Below are 18,336 nucleotides of genomic sequence, written 5' to 3' on the forward strand. Positions count from 1 at the left end.
TTGCGGGCGGCGCAAAGCAACGCAGTGTCGCGCCCCCTCCCAGCGTGGCGCGTTTCTGGGCCGCTTCGCCACGCGCGATGACGGCACGCGTCACACCAGCGCCGGAAGATCGGCGCCGGCCTCGATCGTCTCCGGGCTCGGCACCCGGTTCTCGCCCAGCAGGTGCAGGAACGCCGTGAAGGCCGGGTTGCGGCCGATGCTGCAGGCCGCGACGGCGCGTCCCGCGCGGACGTAGTAGGCGATGAAGTCGAGCGCATCCGGATCGCCCTGCAGGATGATGCTGTCGAAATCCGGCGCGTAGCCGCCGTAATCCAGCCGCTTGTCCCCCTGGTTGCTCCAGAAGAACGGCGCACCGGAGAACGCGTCGGTCGCGCCCAGGATCGCCCGGGCCGCGTGGGTTCCATGCTGCTGCGCCAGGCGCCAGTGCTCGATCCGGGCGGTGACCCCGCTGCCGCGCTCCGGGAAGGCCGCGATGTCGCCGGCGACCCAGACCCCGTCGGCGAGCCTCAGGTCTGCGCCGACCGGCAGGCCGCCGTGCTCATCGGGCTCCACCCCGGCGACGATCCCGGTCTCCGGCGCGGCGCCGGCGCCGATCAGCACGATGTCGGCCGGGAGCCGCATCCCGGCCCCGGTCTCGACCGCCTCGACGGAGCCGGTGCCGGCGATACGCGCGACGCTGCCGGTGACGAAGGTCACGCCGTTGCCGGCATGGTAGCGCTTCAGGGCCGCGCCGACGGCCTCGCCGAAGCGCTTGGCGAAGGGGATCTCCTCCCGGGACAGGATCGTCACGGACAGGCCGCGCTTGGTCAGGAAGGCGGCGGCCTCCAGGCCGATGAAGCCCGCCCCGATCACCACCACGCGCCGGGCGTGCTCGGCCGCCGCGCTGAGCCGCACGGCGTCGTCGAGGCTGCGCAGGGTCATCACGCCGTCGAGATCCCGGCCGGCGAAATCCGGCACGACGGCGCGGCTGCCGGTGGCGATCAGCAGGGCGCCGCCGGTGAGCGCCCGCCCGTCCGCCAGGGTGACGCTGCGGGCGGCGGGATCGATCCGGGTCGCCTCGGCCTCGATCCGCTCGACCCGGTGGGCGGCAGCGAAATCCGGCTCCAGCAGGGTCTTCTCGGCGGGCGTGGGCTTGGCCAGGAACTGCTTGGACAGCTTGGTCCGGTCGTAGGGCGGATGGGCCTCGCGGCCGACCATCGTGATCGTGCCGGCATAGCCCTCCCGGCGCAGGGTCGTGACGCAGGCGACCGCCGCCGCGCCGGTGCCGACGATCAGGACATGGGAGACGGGCGTCTCGGCGCGCGTGGCCGGGCTCGGCTCCGGGCTGAGCGTCGCCACGGCCTCGTTGCCCTCGATCCGGACCGGATAACGGGTGAGCGCCTCCAGCGCCGGCGGCTCCTCCAGGCTCCCGTCGGCGACCGCGAAGGCGGCCTTGTGCCACGGGCAGTAGAGCCGGCCGCCGCAGATCTCGCCCTTGGCGAGCGGTGCGCCGAGATGCGGGCATTTGGCCTGGAAGGCGCGCACCCCGTCGGCGTCGCGCACGAACAGCACCGCATCGTCCCCCGCCTTGCCCTCGGCTTTGCCGCCGAGGGGGATCGCGTCGAGGGCGAGACGGATCTCGCGGGGCTTGTCCTGATCCATCCGCGCCTCGCTCGGTGCCGGCCCGGGCCGTCGTGACCCGCGCACCAAACCGCGAGACCGCGAAGGGTTTCCGGGCCTTCCGTCGCAGGCCCGGCCCCTCAGCCGCGGCTGGCGACCGCGACGCCCAGGGCGGCGAGCGCCATCCCGGCGCCCTGCACGGGGGTCAGCACCTCGCCGAACAACAGGTACCCGAGCACGGCCGCGACCGGCGGCACGAGGAAGAACAGGGCGGCGACGCCCGCCACCGCGCCGCGCCGGATCAGCGCCAGCAGCAGCAGGATCCCCGCCACCGAGTTGATCAGGACCGCCCAGGCGAGGCCGAGCCACAGGGTCGGGACGGGATCGATCACCGGGCTGCCGAAGGCCAGCGCCAGCGGGATCGCGCAGGCCATGCCGCCGACGAACTGGAGCGTCGCGCCGGCGAGCAGCTCGCCCCGGCCGCCGGTTCGCTTCTGCCAGAGGGTACCGAAGGTCAGGGCCAGCACCGCCAGGAAGCTGACCGCCAGCGCCCGCGGTGGGATCCCGGACGGATCCGTGGCGCCGAGCTTCGGGGCGAGCACGAGGCCGGCGCCGGCAAAGCCCATCAGGATGCCCAGCGCCCGGCGGCCGCTGACGCGCTCGCCGAGCAGCGGCTGCGCCAGGAGGGCGGTGAGCAGCGGCTGCAGGCTGCCGACGAGCGCCGCGATCCCGGCCGGCAGCCCGTGGCTCACCGCCCAGAAGGTGCTCGACAGGTAGACGCCCTGCATCAGGAAGCCCGCGATCACCGGATCGCGCCAGCCGGCGCGGTCGGCCGGCCACCGGACCCGGGACGCCGCCGCGATCCCGGCCAGGATCAGCGCGACGGCGGTGAAGCGGACAGCGGTGAACGCGAAGGGGTCGGCGTGCGGCACCACGGCCCGCGCCGAGATGAAGCCGGTCGCCCAGATCGGGACGAACAGGGCCGGGAGGGCGCCGGCCGCGAGGCGCGACGGTCGTGGGCGAGTCAGCATGGCGCGATCTAAGGGGCATCCGGCCGGTGAATCGCAACGCCGATTCGGCGGTCCGGCCCCCGCGCCGCGCCCGCGCGCGTCCGGCGTGGCGCGGGCGCGTCACCGGACGGCGTTCGGGACCGGATCGGTCCGGCGGCGTTGACGGGCGGGCTTCGGCGCCGTTCATCGGCGGGCCGCTCCGCCCAAGGATTGTGCGCTTGCGTATCGTGCGCCTGAGGATCGTTGAACGCCCGTGAACCCTCTCCGCTCTGGATCCCAGGTCGCGGGCCTCGCCGCGCAGCGCTTCGTCGCCCACGACGGCTGGGCGATCGCGAGCCACATCGCCCTCTCGACCCTGACCTCGCTGTTCCCGTTCCTGATCCTGCTCGCGGCGCTCGCCGGCCTGTTCGGCACGCAGTCGCTCGCCGACGAGGCCGGGGTGCTGATCTTCGACGCGTGGCCCCGGGAAATCGCCAAGCCGATCGTCGGCGAGGTGCACCGGGTGCTCACCGAGCAGCGCAGCGGCGTGCTGACCCTCGGCGCGCTGTTCGCCCTGTACTTCTCGTCCTCGGGGGTCGAGAGCCTGCGGGTCGGGCTGAACCGCGCCTACGGCTTGCGGGAGAGCCGGCCCTGGTGGCTGACCCGGCTCGAATCGATCGGCTACGTGATCTGCGGCGCCTTCGCCATGCTGGCCTTCGCGCTGCTCGTGGTGCTGGGGCCGCTGATCTGGCGCAACGTGATCCTGGTTGCGCCGGGGCTCGAACCCCTGAGCCTGACGGTGGCGATCGGGCGGATCGCCGTCACGGCACTGCTCCTCGCGGTGGTCCTGGTGATCGCCCACAAATTCGTCGCGGCCGGGCGGCGCTCGATCCTGTCGGTGCTGCCGGGGATCGGGGTGACGCTGGTCCTGTGGTTCTTCGCCGGCCTCGGCTTCGGCTACTACCTCGACCGGTTCTCCAACGCCTACGCGTCGACCTATGGGGGCCTGGCCACCGCGATGGTGTTCCTGGTGTTCCTCTACTGGCTCGCCGCCATGTTCCTGTTCGGCGGCGAGATCAACGGCACGGTGATCGCCGCCCGCCGCAGCCGCCTGCAGGCGAAGATGCTGGCGCGCCGGGCCGAGATGGAGGGACGATGGACCGCCTCCGGCACCTGAGGTTGCCTCGCGAGCCGGTTGGCGACGCGCGACACAGAAAAAAGCCGCCCCGGACGGAGCGGCTTGGAGGAGTCGTCAGGGAGGCATCAAACAGAGCGGACGAGAAGTCCAACTCGACATCCAGATCTCTGGATGCCTCTTCATGTCTCGAAAGCCTTAATGTTCGGTTAATAGCGGTTTTCGCCGGCGCCTCTACGCGGCCAAGCTGTCGAACAGGCCGCGCCCATCCGTCCCGCCGATCAGGCCTTCGACGAAGTTCTCCGGATGCGGCATCATGCCGAGGACGTTGCGGTTCTCGGACAGCACGCCGGCGATCGCGTTGAGCGAGCCGTTGCGGTTCGCCTCCACGGTGATGGTCCCGGACGCGTCGCAGTACCGGAACGCCACATGGCCCTCGCCCTCGATCCGCGCCAGCGTCTCGGGATCGGCGAAGTAGTTGCCTTCGCCGTGGGCGACGCAGACGTCGATGACCTGACCCTGGCTGTAGGCGCTGGTGAAGCGGGTGTCGGCGCGCTCGACCCGGAGCGTCTGCCGGTGGCAGATGAAGCGCCGGTTGACGTTGCGCATCAGCACGCCCGGCAGCAGACCCGATTCGCACAAGATCTGGAAGCCGTTACAGATGCCGAGGACGAGGCCGCCGCGCGCCGCGTGGGCCCGTACGGCATCCATCGCGGCCGCCCGGCCGGCGATGGCGCCGCAGCGCAGGTAGTCGCCGTACGAGAAGCCGCCTGGCAGCACGGCGAGATCGGTGCCGGCCGGGAGGTCATGGTCCGCGTGCCAGACCAGGCTCACCTGCGCGCCCGACCGGCGCAGGGCCCGGACCACATCCGTCTCGCGGTTGGAACCAGGGAAGACGACAACCGCGGCATGCATCAGAGGATCTCGATCGCGTAATTCTCGACGACGGTGTTGGCCAGGAGCTTCTCGCAGGCCGTGCGCAGGGTCGCCTCGGCAGCGGCGCTGTCGGCGGCCGACACCTCGATGTCGAAGACCTTGCCCTGCCGCACGCCGTCGACGCCCTCGATGGCGAGCGACTTGAGGGCAGCCTCGATCGCCTTACCCTGCGGGTCCAGCACACCGGTCTTCAGGGTGACGATGATACGGGCTTTCATGGATCGACGGGTCTCACGCGTAGCCGGGACAGGAGTGCGACCTGCGGCATCGTTACGCACCGCGCCGCGGGTCGTATCTAGCAGGAAGGACCCCGGACTGTCGAACGCGTCGGGCGCATGGGAGGGGTCAATCTCTCAATTATAGGTTGAAGGTGTATGTCCCGACGGCCTCAGGCCGGCCGGCGCGGCGCCGGGGCACCGGTCCTCAGCGGCTCGATGCTGGTCGCCCGGCGCCACAGCTGGACCATGATCCAGGCCGCGAAGAGGCTGAAGATCCCCATGAGGACATGGCCCACGCGGTCGCCGAGATCGAAGATGCCGGCGACGGCCCAGCCGGCCGCAATCGCCACGGCGAACACCTCGGTGCCGACGAGGACCATCATGCTCACGATGGTGATGGCGTTGCGCCCGTTCACGAAATCCGCCCTTACAAGAATCCGGGTCCCGGACGGAACCGCCCGAGACCCGTGCAGCTAGCCCACACAGGCCAGCCGACGCAACCGCGTGTGTGCCGACGCTCGCGGAGCGGCGCGACAGGGCAGCGCCTCACGGGAGCCAAGCCCGTCCTTCCGGGACTGCGCAGCAGGGCCCGCAATCCGGAGCGCCCGGCGTGCTCAGCTCGGCGCTGCGGCGGCTCCGGTTTCGCCCGCGGCGCCCCGGAACGCCAGGACGATGCCGGCCTCAGAGACGGCGACCCGAACCGACACGAGCCGCGACCCTGAACGCGAAGCCCCGACGTCAGCGCGGGGCGCGCTTGGCCAGGATCCGCTGCAGCGTCCGCCGGTGCATGTTCAGGCGCCGGGCGGTCTCGCTGACGTTGCGGCTGCACAGCTCGTAGACGCGCTGAATATGCTCCCAGCGCACCCGGTCCGCCGACATCGGGTTCTCCGGCGGGTCGGCGCGCTCGCCCGGCTGCGCCATCAGCGTGCCGTGGATCTCGTCGGCATCCGCCGGCTTGGCGAGATAGTCGAAGGCGCCGAGCTTCACCGCGGTCACCGCGGTGGCGATGTTGCCGTAGCCGGTCAGGATCACGCCGCGCGCTTCCGGCCGGCGCTCCTTCAGGCGTGCGATCACGTCGAGGCCGTTGCCGTCGCCGAGGCGCATGTCGATCACCGCGAAGGCGGGCGCCCGCGCCTCGACGGCCGAGACGCCGTCGGCGACGCTGTCGGCCACCTGCACGTGGTAGCCGCGGCTCTCCATGGCCCGGGCGAGGCGCGTCGAGAAGGGCTTGTCGTCGTCGACGATCAGCAGGCTGCGGTCGGAGAAGGCGGCCAGCGGATCGGCGTCGTTGATCACGGCAGCGTCAGTCGCCACCGGGGTCCCGGGCTGCGTGAGCATCCGGCAATCCTTTCGGGTTTTCGTCGTCGGGTTCTTGGTCTGTCCTTCATATAGGGACGACATCGCGCGGTGGCAGGGGGGGGCGGATATTGAGTTCAGGAGAATGTCGCGGCACCGCTCCGCGCTCGAAGATGTGGCGAGCCCAGGAAACACGCACGACCGCCCCATGCGCGTCCGGCGCCGCGACGTTCATCAAGGCGAGCTGGGCGCCCGAGCGCTCGATCAGGGTCTTGGCGATGAACAGGCCCAGGCCCAGCCCCGCCCCGACGGTCTCGCCGGATTGCGGCCGGTCGTGGCTGCGGGTCGTCACGTAGGGCTCGCCCGCCCGCAGCAGGACCTCGCTGGAGAAGCCCGGCCCGTCGTCGCGGATCTCGATCCAGACCCGCTCGGCCGACCAGCGCCCCTCCACGGAGACCCGGGCCTCGGCGAAGTCCACGGCGTTGTCGAGGATGTTGGCGAGGCCGAACATCACGCCCGGGTTGCGGCGGCAGGCCGGCTCCGGACCATCGCCGACGCTGGTTACGTCGAGGCCGGCGCCGAGCGCCCGCTGCGGGGCGACCAGCTCCTCCACGAGGTGGCTGAACGTGACCGTCTCCAGGAAGCCGGCCCCGGCCCCGTCCCCGTCGAGGGAGGTCAGCTTGCCGAGGATGCCCCGGCAGCGGTCGACCTGCTCGCGCAGGAGATTCAGATCCTCCGCGACCGCCGGCGAGGCGGTGGGCCCGAGCTGGCGGATCAGCTCCTTGGTCACCACCATGATGGTGCCGAGCGGGGTGCCCAGTTCGTGGGCCGCCGCGGCCGCCAGCCCGTCGAGCTGCGACAGGTGCTGCTCGCGCGCCAGCACCAGCTCGGTGGCGGCCAGCGCCTGGGCGAGGAGGCGGGTCTCCTCGGCCACGCGCCACGCGTAGACGCCCGTGAAGGCGGTGCCGAGCAGGATCGCGGTCCAGACCCCGGAGACGTAGAGGAACGGCAGCTCGATCCGCCCGTCCGCGAACCAGGGCAGGGGCCGGTGGACCAGGGCCAGCAGGGTCGCGAGCCCCACCGCCAGGAGGCCGAGCGCCAGCGTCCGCTCGGGCGGCAGGGCGGTCGCCGAGATCAGCACGGGGGCGAGGAACAGCAGCGAGAACGGGTTCTGCAGGCCGCCGGTGAGGAACAGCAGGGCGGCGAGCTGGACGATGTCGAAAGCCAGCAGCAGAGCCGCGGAATCGTCGCTCAGCCGGTAGCTCGCCGGGAAGCGGATGCGCAGCGCCAGGTTCAGCCAGGACGAGGTGGCGATCACCAGGAAGCACCACCCGAACGGCAGCGGCAGGCCGAGGCCGAACTGCGCCCCGACCACGGCGGCGCTCTGGCCCGTGATCGCGAGCCAGCGCAGGCGGACGAAGGTGTCGAGCCGCAGGTGTCGGGCGTCGCGGCCGAGGCCGCTGAGATCGGTGTCGGGCATGCGCTGTTTCGGTGCGGCGCCGGACCGGCGGTCCCGGTGCGGCTGGCTCGCGGAGTCCTACCGCATGGCGCGGAGGCGGGGAGTCCGGCAATCCGTCCCAACACCGCGGTCGGGCCGAATTGTCGCGGGCTAACGTCGTCATGGGCCAATCGGCCTGACGTCGGGATGTTCCATAATCGTTCAGGCTGGAACATTATCCTGACGCTCCGGGTTCCAGCCGTCCGAGCCGCGAGGCTGGACGCCAGCGGTCGGACCCGAGACCGCGAGGTAACGATGCTCCTGGCCTACTCGATGTACGAGGGTGCCCGCGCCCTGATGGCTCCGGCCCGGGTCGCCGCGGACCTCACGCGCTACGGGCTGCAGATTCCCGGCAATCCCCTGGCCTACGGACCCTATGCCCGCGCGGTCAGCGCCGGTTGCGAGATGTTCGAGCGCGTCACGCGCCAATACGGCAAGCCCGCCTTCGGGTTCACCGAGACGATCGTGGACGGCGCAGCGGTTCCGGTCACCGAGCGGGTGGTCTGGGAGCGGCCGTTCTGCCGCCTGATCGCCTTCGACCGCGCCTTCCCGGCCGCCCCGGCCGAGCCGCAGCCGAAGCTGCTCATCGTCGCGCCGATGTCGGGGCATTACGCGACGCTGCTGCGCGGCACCGTGGAGGCGATGCTGCCGAACCACCGGGTGTTCATCACCGACTGGACCGACGCCCGGATGGTGCCGGTCGTCGCCGGCCGGTTCGATCTCGACGACTACATCGACTACCTGCAGGAGATGTTCGCGGTCCTCGGGCCGGACCTGCACGTCATGGCCGTGTGCCAGCCGGCGGTGCCGGTCTTCGCCGCGGTGGCGCTGATGGAGGCGGCCGACGAGCCCGCCGTGCCGGTCTCGATGACCCTGATGGGCGGCCCGATCGACACGCGCCGCTCGCCCACCGCGGTGAACTGCCTCGCGCAGGAGCGCGGGCAGGCGTGGTTCGAGAAGAACACGATCAGCCTCGTGCCGCCGATCTATCCGGGGGCCTGGCGCCAGGTCTATCCGGGCTTCCTGCAGCTGTCGGGCTTCATGGCGATGAACCTCGACCGCCACGTCACCGCCCATTCGGACATGTTCGACCACCTGGTGACGGGCGACGGCGACTCGGCCGAGAAGCACCGGGAGTTCTACGACGAGTATCTCGCGGTGATGGACCTGACCGCCGAGTACTACCTCCAGACCGTCCAGACCGTGTTCGTCGACCACGCCCTGCCGAAGGGGCAGATGCGGCACCGCGGCGTGCCGGTCGATCTCGGGGCGATCCGCCGCTGCGCGATCCTCGCGGTCGAGGGCGAGAACGACGACATCTCCGGCGTCGGCCAGACCAAGGCGGCCCTCGACCTGACGCCGAACCTGCCCGAGGCGCGCAAGGCCTACCACCTCCAGGCCGGCGTCGGCCATTACGGCGTGTTCAACGGCTCGCGCTACCGCGCGGTGATCGCGCCGCGCATCGCCGCCTTCATCCGCGCCATGCAGGCGGTGCCCGGCGCGCGCGGCGGGCATCTGCGCCAAGTGGGCTGAGGGAACCTCTCAGCGGGATTTCGTTCCGCATCTCCGCGATGATCCGCGCCGTCATTCCGGGGCGCCGCAGGCGAGCCCGGAATCCGGAGCCGCCGGCAGCGCGAGGTTTGGGCCTGCCCGCGGCGCTAAAGCCCGGGTTCCGCTGCGCAGCCCCGGGACGACGGGGGGAGCGTCTTCGGCCGGCTTGCTCCGGGCGGCGGACAGAGCGTTCCGCATTCCGGGCCGCCGATCGATCCGAGCTGTCGGATTCTTGAGCGGATGGGACCGGGGGCGAACGTGCGTGCGCCGGGCCCTGATCCGTGCGCGGACAAATCCCCAGCCAATTTGAATACATAACGCACTCCCGGCCTGGCTGGCGCGGGGCTTGCGAGACGCTGTCCGTGAGCCCGATCCGCACCGAGACCACCAACGCCCATCCTGTTGCCGCCGCGCGGTCGGCGGCCGGGCCGGCCCGTGCGCGGGCCCCGTTGTCACGCCGGGCCATTGCGCCCCCGCGTCAGAACCGTTCAAACTCGCCCGCAAGGTGTGGGCCGGCGACCAGTGCTTGAGATCCGCGCCGCCAGGGAGAAGACAATGGACCGCAGGACGTTCCTGAAGGGCTCGGCCGCGCTCGGGCTGGCCGCACCGCAGATTGCACGCCCGGCGCTCGCCCAGGGCGCCAAGGTTCTGCGCTTCGTCCCCCAGGCCAACCTCGCCAATTTCGATCCGATCTGGGGCACCCAGTACGTCGTGCGCAACGCCGGCACCCTCGTCTGGGACATGCTGTACGGCGTCGACGCGCAGCTGAACCCGCAGCGCCAGATGGTCGAATCGGAGGAGGTCTCGGGCGACAAGCTGACCTGGACCTTCCGGCTGCGCCCCGGCCTCACGTGGCACGACGGCGAGCCGGTTCAGGCCAAGGACGTGGTGGCGAGCCTCACCCGCTGGATGGCCCGGGACCCGATCGGCCAGATGATCCGGGGCATCCAGGACGAGCTGGCGGCGACCGACGACCGGACCTTCCGCTGGCGCCTGAAGAAGCCGTTCCCGAAGCTGCTCTACGCGCTGGGCAAGACCAACGCCCCGATGGCGCTGATGATGCCGGAGCGGATCGCCAAGACCGACCCGTTCACGCAGATCACCGAGTATGTCGGCTCGGGCCCGATGAAGTTCGTCCGCAACGAGTGGGTGCCGGGTGCCCGGGCGGTGTTCGAGACCTTCGCCGGCTACAAGCCCCGCGACGAGCCGAATTCCTGGCTCGCGGGCGGCAAGCGCATGCTGGTCGACCGGGTCGAGTGGGTGATCATGCCGGACGCCGCCACCGCGTCGGCGGCCTTGCAGAACGGCGAGGTCGACTGGTGGGAGAACCCGATCTCCGACCTCGTGCCGCTGCTGCGCAAGAACGCCAACCTCAACGTCGATATCGCCGACCCGCTGGGCAATGTCGGCTCGTTCCGGATGAACCACCTGCACCCGCCCTTCGACAACCCGAAGATCCGGCAGGCGGTCATGACCGCGATGAGCCAGGAGGATTACATGCGGGCGATCGTCGGCGACGACGACAGCCTGTGGAAGAAGCTGCCGGGCTTCTTCACGCCGGGAACGCCGCTCTACAGCGAGGCCGGCGGCGCCAATGTCGGCAAGGGCGACATCGCGCTCGGCCGGAAGCTGCTCAAGGAAGCCGGCTACAAGGGTGAGCCCGTCACCTGCATCGTGGCCCAGGACCAGGGGATCACCAAGGCGCAGGGCGACATCACCGCCGACCTGCTGAAGCAGATGGGCTTCAACGTCGATTTCGTCGCCACCGACTGGGGCACCACCGGGACCCGGCGGACCTCCAAGGCGCCGCCGTCTCAGGGCGGCTGGAACATGTTCCACACCTGGCATGCGGGCGCCGACACCATCAACCCGGCGGGCTATCCGGCGGTGCGCGCCAGCGGCGACAAGGCATGGTTCGGCTGGCCGAACATCCCGCCGGTCGAGACCGCCATCGCCGAGTGGTTCGACGCCGCCGACCCGGCCGCCGAGAAGGCCGCCATCGACAAGGTCAACGCTGCCGCCATCGAGGGCGTGGTCTACGTCCCGACCGGGTTCTTCCTCGGCTACCAGGCGTGGCGGAAGAACGTCTCCGGCATCGTGAAGGGGCCGATTCCCTTCACCTGGGGCGTGTCGAAGGCTTAGGACCGGAGGCGCCCCATGCTCGGCTATATCGGCAGGCGCATCCTCGCCACCATCCCGGTCATGGCGGTGGTCGGGCTGTTCGTCTTCAGCCTCCTCTACTTCGCCCCCGGCGACCCGGCGGCGATCATCGCGGGCGACCAGGCGACGCCCGACGACGTTGCCCGCATCCGCGCCACGCTCGGTCTCGACCGGCCGTTCCTGGTGCGGTTCTGGGAATGGTCCTGGCAGATCCTGCACGGGGATCTCGGCACCTCGATCTTCACCAACCTGCCGGTCACCACCATGATCGGCCAGCGGGTGCAGCCCACCGTCTCGCTGATGCTCGTCACCCTCGTCTTCGCCATCGTGGTGGCGGTGCCGCTCGGCGTCGTTGCCGCTTGGAAGGCCGGCAGCCTGATCGACCGCCTCGTGATGGGGCTTGCCGTGATGGGCTTCTCGGTGCCGGTCTTCGTAGTCGGCTACGTGCTGGCCTACGTGTTCGCCCTCGAACTCGGCTGGCTGCCCGTGCAGGGCTACACGCCGATCGAGCAGGGGCTGTGGCCCTGGCTCGCCAACCTGATCCTCCCGGCCGTGACGCTCGGCCTCGTCTACATCGCGCTGATCGCCCGGGTGACCCGGGCGACCATGCTCGACGTGCTGAGCCAGGATTACGTGCGCACCGCCCGGGCCAAGGGGCTGTCGCAGGGGCCGGTCCTGTTCATCCACGCCCTGAAGAACGCCGCGGTGCCGATCGTCACCGTCATCGGCATCGGCATTGCGTTGCTGATCGGCGGCGCCGTCGTGACCGAGACGGTCTTCGCGATCCCCGGTCTCGGCCGTCTCACGGTCGATGCGATCCTCCGGCGCGATTACCCCGTCATCCAGGGCGTCGTGCTGCTGTTCAGCTTCGTCTACGTGCTCGTGAACCTCGCCATCGACCTGTCCTACACCTTGCTCGACCCGAGGATCCGCTATTGACCGCGACCGCCGCGCCCTACCCCGACAGCGCCCGGCCCACGGGCCTCCCCCCCGCAGAGGCTGCCCCGAAGGCACCCCCGCCCCCGGGTCTCGCGATCGCGGCGCCGCTGCCGGACGTCATCCCGGTGCGCAAGCGCCGGGGCCGGGTCTCGACCTACATGCGCCGCAACCCGACCATCGTGGTCGGCGGGCTGCTGCTTCTCATCGTGTTCCTGATGGCTGTGCTGGCGCCGTGGCTCGGCACCGTCGATCCGACCGCCCTGGCGCCCGCCAAGCGCACCCGGGTGCCGTCCGCGCAATACTGGTTCGGCACCGACATGCTCGGCCGCGACGTGTATTCGCGGGTGGTCTACGGCGCCCGGGTCTCGCTGCTGGTCGGCTTCTCGGTGGCGTTCCTCGCGTCGATCGCCGGGCTGGCGGTCGGGCTCGTGTCCGGCATGGTGCGCTGGCTCGACGGGATCGTCATGCGGGTCGTCGACGGCATGATGTCGATCCCGCCGATCCTGCTGGCGGTCGCCCTGATGGCGCTGACCCGCGGCTCGGTCCAGAACGTGATCATCGCGATCACCATCGCGGAGATCCCGCGCGTCGCCCGCCTCGTGCGCGGCGTGGTCCTGTCTCTGCGCGAGCAGCCCTACGTCGAGGCGGCGGTGACCACCGGCACCCGGATGCCGGCGATCATCTGGCGCCACATCCTGCCCAACACGCTGGCGCCCATGACCGTGCAGGCGACCTATATCTGCGCCTCCGCGATGATCACCGAGGCGATCCTGTCGTTCATCGGCGCGGGCGTGCCGCCCTCGACGCCGTCCTGGGGCAACATCATGGCCGAGGGCCGGGCGCTCTGGCAGGTGAAGTTCTACATCATCCTGTTCCCGGCCATCTTCCTCTCGATGACGGTGCTCGCCGTGAACCTCGTCGGCGACGGCCTGCGCGACGCCCTCGACCCCCGCATGGCCAAAGATGTCTGAGATCGAGCGTCTGATGAGCGGCACCCCCCTCCTGTCGATCGAGAACCTCCAGGTCCATTTCCGCACCCCCGACGGGGTGAACCGGGCGGTGGACGGGGTCTCGTTCGCGATCCAGTCGGGCGAGACCCTGGCGATCGTGGGCGAGTCCGGCTGCGGCAAGTCGGTGACCTCGATGTCGATCCTGCGGCTCCTGCCCGAGCCGCCGGCCCGCATCGCCGGGGCGATCAAGTTCGAAGGAAAAAACCTCCTCGACCTGCCGAACAGCGCCATGCGCAAGATCCGCGGCAACGACATCAGCGTGATCTTCCAGGAGCCGATGACCTCGCTGAACCCGGTGCTGACGGTCGGCCGCCAGATCGGCGAGACCCTGCGGCTGCACCAGGGGCTCGGCCGGCGCGAAGCCGAGGAGCGGGCCGTGGAGATGCTGACGCTGGTGGGCATCCCCGAGCCGCGCCGCCGGGTGCGGGAATACCCGCACCAGCTCTCCGGCGGCATGCGCCAGCGGGTGATGATCGCCATCGCGCTCGCCTGCTCGCCCAAGCTCCTGATCGCCGACGAGCCGACCACGGCCCTCGACGTGACCATCCAGGCCCAGATCCTCGACCTGATGCGCGACCTGAAGGCCCGGGTCGGCGCCGCGATCATGCTGATCACCCACGATCTCGGCGTGGTCGCCGAGGTCGCCGACCGGGTGGTGGTGATGTATGCCGGCCGCAAGGTCGAGGAGGCGCCGGTCCGCGACCTGTTCCGCTCGCCGCGCCATCCCTACACCCGCGGCCTGATGGGGGCGGTGCCGAAGCTCGGCGCCGTGGAGCACGGCGCCGACGCGCGGCTGGCCGAGATCCCCGGCATGGTCCCGAGCCTGAAAGGCCGGATCGAGGGCTGCGTCTTCGCCGGGCGCTGCCCGGACGTCACCGACCTGTGCCGCGCCTACGCACCGGCCCTGGAGCCGAAGGCGCCGGGCCATCTCGCCGCCTGCCACTACGCGCCGAAGGACGCCCTCGCGGCATGAGCGCCACGCCCGCACCCGCCGGTCGTATCCTGCTGGAGGTCAACGATCTCAAGAAGCACTTCGCCCTCGGCGGCGGCCTGTTCGGCCAGTCCAAGCGCGTGCTCAAGGCGGTGGACGGCCTGTCCTTCACGGTCGCCCGCGGCGAGACCCTGTCGCTCGTCGGTGAATCCGGCTGCGGCAAGTCCACCGTCGCCAAGGCGCTGATGCGCCTCTACGCGCCCACCGCCGGTCAGGTGGTGCTCGACGGACGGCGCATCGACGACCTCTCGGCCGGCGCGCTGCGGCCCCTGCGGCGCCACATCCAGATGGTGTTCCAGGACCCGTTCTCGTCGCTCAACCCACGGATGCGGGTCCGGGCGATCCTGGCCGAGCCGATCCGCAATTTCGGGCTGGCCCACAATGCCGCCGACCTCGAGAAGCGCCTCGCCAGCCTGATGGAGCGGGTCGGCCTGCCCCGCGAGGCGCTCGGGCGCTTCCCGCACGAGTTCTCGGGGGGCCAGCGCCAGCGCATCGGCATCGCACGGGCGCTCGCCGCCGAGCCGGACCTGATCATCTGCGACGAGGCGGTCTCGGCCCTCGACGTCTCGGTGAAGGCGCAGATCGTCAACCTGCTCCGCGACCTGCAACGCGAGCTCGATCTGGCCATGCTGTTCATCTCGCACGACCTCGCCATCGTCGAGCACATGACCCACAGGGTGGCGGTGATGTATCTCGGCAAGATCGTCGAGATCGGCCCGCGCCGCGACCTGTTCCTGGCACCCAAGCACCCCTACACCCAGGCGCTGCTCTCGGCGGTGCCGATCCCGGAGCCCGGGGCCGGGCGCACCCGGATCGTGCTCAAGGGCGACGTTCCGAGCCCGATCAACCCGCCCTCCGGCTGCCGCTTCCACACCCGTTGCCCGCATGCCTTCGACCGCTGCCGGACCGAGGTGCCGGGCCTCGACGCGGTCGGCGCTGGCCACTTCGCGGCGTGCCATCTCAACGACACGGCCGTGCCGGCCCAGGCGGCCTGACGGAGCCGTGCCGTGATCGCGAGCACGGAAGTGTCTCGGGCCGATCCGCCTCCACCTCGCGACCAATATCCGGAGCCCCCAGTGCAGCACGACCTCATCCTGAAGGGCGCGCGGGTCATCGACCCGTCGCAGAACCACGACGGGATCTGCGACGTCGCCTTCGCGGCGGGGCGGGTCTCGGGCTTCGGCCGCGACCTGCCGGCGGGCCCCGGCACGCAGGTGCGCGACATGGCCGGCGCCATCGTCACGCCCGGCCTGATCGACCTGCACACCCATGTCTATTGGGGGGGCACCTCGCTCGGCATCGACGCCGATGAATTCTGCAGGACCTCGGGCGTGACCACCTCGGTCGATACCGGCAGCGCCGGGCCCGGCAATTTTGCCGGCTTCCGCAGCCACGTGATCGAGCGGTCCGAGGCGCGGATCCTGGCCTACCTGCACGTCTCGTTCGCCGGCATCTTCGGCTTCTCGAAGACCATCATGGTCGGCGAGAGCGAGGATCCGCGGCTGATGGCGCCCCGCGAGGCCGTGGAGGTGGCCGAGGCCAACCGGGACGTGATCGTCGGCATCAAGGTCCGGGTCGGGCGCCACGCCTCGGGCGACCAGGGCACCGCGCCCCTCGATATCGCCCTGCAGGTCGCCGAAGAGACCGGTCTGCCGCTGATGGCCCATATCGACGAGCCGCCGCCGAGCTACGAGGCGGTGCTGGCGATGCTGCGCCCCGGCGACGTGCTGACCCATGCGTTCCGGCCGTTCCCGAATGCGCCGGTGACCGCTCAAGGAGCGGTGAAGCCGGCGCTCCGCGAGGCGCGGGCGCGGGGCGTGCTGTTCGATATCGGCCACGGCAAGGGCTCGTTCGCCTTCAGGACGGCGCGGGCCATGCTGGCCGGCGGCTTCCTGCCGGACACGATCTCGTCGGACGTGCACCAGCTCTGCATCGAGGGGCCGGCCTTCGATCAGGTCACCACCATGTCCAAGATGCTCTGCCTCGGCATGAGCCTCACCGACGTGATCGCCGCCTCCACGGTGAACGCCGCATTGGCGTTGAAGCGGATGGAGTACGGCACCCTGAAGGTCGGGGCGCTCGGCGACGCCACCGTGCTGGCGGTGCGGGACGGCGCCTTCGACTACGTCGACACGAGGGGCGAGCACATGACGGGCGACCGGCGGATCACCGCCGAGGGCGTGGTGCTGAAGGGCCGGTGGTGGCACCCGACCTGAGCCGGGTGCCAGAAGGCCGGAGCCTCACGCGGCCCGGACGGTCGCCAGGAAGCGGCCAACCTCGGCGGACAGGCGCTCGGACTGGCGCGACAGCTCGGAGGCCGCGCCCAGCACCTGGCTGGCCGCCGCGCCGGTCTGCTCGGCCGCGCCCGCCACCCCGGAGATGTTGCTGGTCACCGAGCCGGTGCCCTGCGCCGCCTGGGTGACGTTGCGGACGATCTCCTGGGTCGCCGCGCCCTGCTCCTCCACGGCCGCGGCGATGGTGGTCGCGACCCCGCTGATCTCCTGGATCCGCCCGGTGATCGCGCCGATCGCCGTGACCGCCTGACCGGTCGAATCCTGAACCCGCGCGATCTGGCCGGAGATCTCCTCGGTCGCCTTGGCGGTCTGCTCGGCCAGGGCCTTCACCTCGGAGGCCACCACCGCGAAGCCGCGCCCCGCCGCGCCCGCGCGGGCCGCCTCGATCGTGGCGTTGAGCGCCAGCAGGTTCGTCTGTCCGGCGATGGACGAGATCAAGCCGACCACGTCGCCGATGCGGGTGACGGCCGTGCTCAGCTCCTGCACCAGCGCACCGGTCCGGTCGACCTCGCCCACGGCGCGCCGGGCGAGCTCCGCCGAGCCGTCCACCTGCCGGCCGATCTCCTGCACGGAACTTCCCAGCTCTTCGGCGGCGGCCGCGACCGTGTTGACGTTCGACGCCGCTTCTTCCGCCGCGGCCGCCACGGTCGTGGACTGGGCCGACGTTTGGGCGGCCATGGCCGACATCGACCCGGCGGTGGCCTGCAGCTCGGTGGCCGAGGACGAGACCAGGCCGATGATGCCGCCGACCGCCCGCTCGAAACTGTCGGCCATCTGGCGCATGCCGCTCGTGCGCTGCTCCTCCGCGGCGCGGCGCGCCTCGGCGGTCTCGGCCTCGAGCTGCCGGGTCCGGATCAGGTTGTCCTTGAACACCTGGACGGCGGCGGCCATCGCGCCGATCTTGTCCCGGCGATTCTGGTACGGCACTTCGGCAACGGCGTCGCCGCCGGCCAGGACCGCCATGCCCTGGGTCATGACCGTGATCGGGCGGGAGACCCGCAGCATGCCGAACAGGGAGGCCGCGAGCGCCGCCGCGACCGCGAACCCCACGGCGACGTAGGCGGCGAGCGTGGCGGCCTCGGCCTGTGCCAGAGCGGAGCTGGCCTCCTGGTGCGCGCTGCGGTTGTTCAGCTCCGCGTCCGCCGCCAGGGCCTCGCGCATGCGGTTGTACATGTCGAGCTGATCGCGGCTGCCGATGAGCGCCAGCGCCTCCGCTGGCTGGCCCTGCTCAAGGAGCTGCGTCATCGTGCGGTAGGAGGCCTCGTACCGCGTCCATAGCCTGCCGAACGTCTGCCACAGGGACCGCTCCTCGGGTGAGGCGATCATGGGCTCGTAGATCGCCCGGTCAGCCGCGAGCTTGGCCATGACCGCCGCCTGAAGCTTCTGATTGTCGGCACGCTGCTCCGGCGTGGCGTTGTATGTGAGCATGCGAAATTGTTTGACGCGAATATCGGCAATGTCGTTCTGTATCGTCCCCAATATTAATGCGGACGGAAGCCAATTCTTCGTCACTTCGTTCACAGAATAACGGATACCGGACAGCCTAATCAGAGAGAGCGCGCCCTGTCCTGCGGCGATGAGGGCAAGGCATCCGAAAGCTCCGATCAGGGCCGTCTTGATGGAGAACTGAAATCGCATTGAGTGGCCCCGACAATTTATCTCAGTCTAGATCGGTCAGGCCGCGTTTAGACCTGATGGCGGCAGAAATGCGAGATATTAA

The 18,336-nt window shown here is 70.7% G+C and carries 16 protein-coding genes; 8 read left to right on the plus strand and 8 right to left on the minus strand.

Going from position 1 to position 18,336, the window contains the following annotated elements; translation table 11 throughout:
• Positions 1–90 precede the first annotated feature (90 nt).
• Complete coding sequence (locus JOE48_RS15855; protein ID WP_210031302.1) at positions 91–1,641, minus strand: FAD-dependent oxidoreductase; 1,551 nt, start codon at positions 1,639–1,641, stop codon at positions 91–93.
• A 98-nt stretch (positions 1,642–1,739) separates the two neighbouring features.
• The gene (locus JOE48_RS15860; RefSeq protein ID WP_210031303.1) at positions 1,740–2,630 is read right to left on the minus strand and encodes a DMT family transporter; all 891 of its coding nucleotides are present in this window, start codon (positions 2,628–2,630) and stop codon (positions 1,740–1,742) included.
• Between the two features lie 232 nt (positions 2,631–2,862).
• Between JOE48_RS15860 and JOE48_RS15865 the strand changes: the two genes are divergently transcribed.
• On the plus strand, positions 2,863–3,765 hold the full coding sequence (locus JOE48_RS15865; protein ID WP_210031304.1) for a YihY/virulence factor BrkB family protein: 903 nt from the start codon (positions 2,863–2,865) through the stop codon (positions 3,763–3,765).
• 192 nt (positions 3,766–3,957) lie between these two features.
• On the opposite strand, the gene purQ is transcribed toward JOE48_RS15865, so the two are convergent.
• The 5 genes from purQ to JOE48_RS15890 form a co-directional block, all read right to left on the minus strand.
• Positions 3,958–4,638 carry a phosphoribosylformylglycinamidine synthase subunit PurQ gene (purQ, locus tag JOE48_RS15870; RefSeq protein WP_210031305.1) on the minus strand — a complete coding sequence of 227 codons (681 nt, stop codon included), beginning with the start codon at positions 4,636–4,638 and terminating at the stop codon, positions 3,958–3,960.
• Complete coding sequence (gene purS / locus JOE48_RS15875) at positions 4,638–4,877, minus strand: phosphoribosylformylglycinamidine synthase subunit PurS (RefSeq protein WP_192710634.1); 240 nt, start codon at positions 4,875–4,877, stop codon at positions 4,638–4,640. The genes purQ and purS overlap by 1 nt, the downstream gene beginning before the upstream one ends.
• A gap of 170 nt (positions 4,878–5,047) precedes the next feature.
• Positions 5,048–5,293, minus strand: a complete 246-nt coding sequence (locus JOE48_RS15880) for a hypothetical protein (RefSeq protein ID WP_210031306.1) — start codon at positions 5,291–5,293, stop codon at positions 5,048–5,050.
• 322 nt (positions 5,294–5,615) lie between these two features.
• A complete protein-coding gene (locus JOE48_RS15885; protein ID WP_245252845.1) occupies positions 5,616–6,215 on the minus strand; it encodes an ActR/PrrA/RegA family redox response regulator transcription factor in 600 nt (199 codons plus the stop codon).
• 46 nt (positions 6,216–6,261) lie between these two features.
• Entirely contained in the window at positions 6,262–7,653 is a 1,392-nt protein-coding gene (locus JOE48_RS15890; protein ID WP_210031307.1) for an ActS/PrrB/RegB family redox-sensitive histidine kinase, read from the minus strand.
• A gap of 273 nt (positions 7,654–7,926) precedes the next feature.
• On the opposite strand from JOE48_RS15890, the gene JOE48_RS15895 reads away from it, so the two are divergent.
• The 7 genes from JOE48_RS15895 (at position 7,927) to JOE48_RS15925 (ending at position 16,538) form a co-directional block, all read left to right on the plus strand.
• Positions 7,927–9,204: a polyhydroxyalkanoate depolymerase gene (locus tag JOE48_RS15895; protein WP_210031308.1), complete on the plus strand. Its 1,278-nt coding sequence runs from the start codon at positions 7,927–7,929 to the stop codon at positions 9,202–9,204.
• A 573-nt stretch (positions 9,205–9,777) separates the two neighbouring features.
• Entirely contained in the window at positions 9,778–11,364 is a 1,587-nt protein-coding gene (locus JOE48_RS15900; protein ID WP_210031309.1) for an ABC transporter substrate-binding protein, read from the plus strand.
• Between the two features lie 15 nt (positions 11,365–11,379).
• Entirely contained in the window at positions 11,380–12,321 is a 942-nt protein-coding gene (locus JOE48_RS15905) for an ABC transporter permease (protein WP_210031310.1), read from the plus strand.
• Positions 12,318–13,292, plus strand: a complete 975-nt coding sequence (locus JOE48_RS15910) for an ABC transporter permease (RefSeq protein ID WP_409518587.1) — start codon at positions 12,318–12,320, stop codon at positions 13,290–13,292. The genes JOE48_RS15905 and JOE48_RS15910 overlap by 4 nt, the downstream gene beginning before the upstream one ends.
• 13 nt (positions 13,293–13,305) lie before the next feature.
• Positions 13,306–14,304 carry an ABC transporter ATP-binding protein gene (locus JOE48_RS15915; RefSeq protein WP_210031311.1) on the plus strand — a complete coding sequence of 333 codons (999 nt, stop codon included), beginning with the start codon at positions 13,306–13,308 and terminating at the stop codon, positions 14,302–14,304.
• Positions 14,301–15,317 (plus strand): ABC transporter ATP-binding protein, encoded by a 1,017-nt coding sequence (locus tag JOE48_RS15920; protein ID WP_210031312.1) that lies wholly within the window; start codon positions 14,301–14,303, stop codon positions 15,315–15,317. The genes JOE48_RS15915 and JOE48_RS15920 overlap by 4 nt, the downstream gene beginning before the upstream one ends.
• Before the next feature lie 81 nt (positions 15,318–15,398).
• Positions 15,399–16,538 carry an amidohydrolase/deacetylase family metallohydrolase gene (locus JOE48_RS15925; RefSeq protein WP_210031313.1) on the plus strand — a complete coding sequence of 380 codons (1,140 nt, stop codon included), beginning with the start codon at positions 15,399–15,401 and terminating at the stop codon, positions 16,536–16,538.
• Between the two features lie 24 nt (positions 16,539–16,562).
• Here the strand turns inward: JOE48_RS15925 and JOE48_RS15930 are convergent, their stop codons facing one another.
• A complete protein-coding gene (locus JOE48_RS15930) occupies positions 16,563–18,254 on the minus strand; it encodes a methyl-accepting chemotaxis protein (protein WP_210031314.1) in 1,692 nt (563 codons plus the stop codon).
• Positions 18,255–18,336 lie beyond the last annotated feature (82 nt).

The organism is Methylobacterium sp. PvR107 (genome assembly GCF_017833295.1).
Classification (GTDB): Bacteria; Pseudomonadota; Alphaproteobacteria; order Rhizobiales; family Beijerinckiaceae; genus Methylobacterium.

What these genes read in the sequence shown, in the direction of transcription:
- JOE48_RS15855 (WP_210031302.1), bottom strand. Translation starts at nt 1,641, where the DNA reads ATGGATCAGGACAAGCCCCGCGAGATCCGTCTCGCCCTCGACGCGATC.
- JOE48_RS15860 (WP_210031303.1), bottom strand. Translation starts at nt 2,630, where the DNA reads ATGCTGACTCGCCCACGACCGTCGCGCCTCGCGGCCGGCGCCCTCCCG.
- purQ (WP_210031305.1), bottom strand. Translation starts at nt 4,638, where the DNA reads ATGCATGCCGCGGTTGTCGTCTTCCCTGGTTCCAACCGCGAGACGGAT.
- purS (WP_192710634.1), bottom strand. Translation starts at nt 4,877, where the DNA reads ATGAAAGCCCGTATCATCGTCACCCTGAAGACCGGTGTGCTGGACCCG.
- JOE48_RS15885 (WP_245252845.1), bottom strand. Translation starts at nt 6,215, where the DNA reads ATGCTCACGCAGCCCGGGACCCCGGTGGCGACTGACGCTGCCGTGATC.
- JOE48_RS15890 (WP_210031307.1), bottom strand. Translation starts at nt 7,653, where the DNA reads ATGCCCGACACCGATCTCAGCGGCCTCGGCCGCGACGCCCGACACCTG.
- JOE48_RS15895 (WP_210031308.1), top strand. Translation starts at nt 7,927, where the DNA reads ATGCTCCTGGCCTACTCGATGTACGAGGGTGCCCGCGCCCTGATGGCT.
- JOE48_RS15900 (WP_210031309.1), top strand. Translation starts at nt 9,778, where the DNA reads ATGGACCGCAGGACGTTCCTGAAGGGCTCGGCCGCGCTCGGGCTGGCC.
- JOE48_RS15905 (WP_210031310.1), top strand. Translation starts at nt 11,380, where the DNA reads ATGCTCGGCTATATCGGCAGGCGCATCCTCGCCACCATCCCGGTCATG.
- JOE48_RS15915 (WP_210031311.1), top strand. Translation starts at nt 13,306, where the DNA reads ATGAGCGGCACCCCCCTCCTGTCGATCGAGAACCTCCAGGTCCATTTC.
- JOE48_RS15920 (WP_210031312.1), top strand. Translation starts at nt 14,301, where the DNA reads ATGAGCGCCACGCCCGCACCCGCCGGTCGTATCCTGCTGGAGGTCAAC.
- JOE48_RS15930 (WP_210031314.1), bottom strand. Translation starts at nt 18,254, where the DNA reads ATGCGATTTCAGTTCTCCATCAAGACGGCCCTGATCGGAGCTTTCGGA.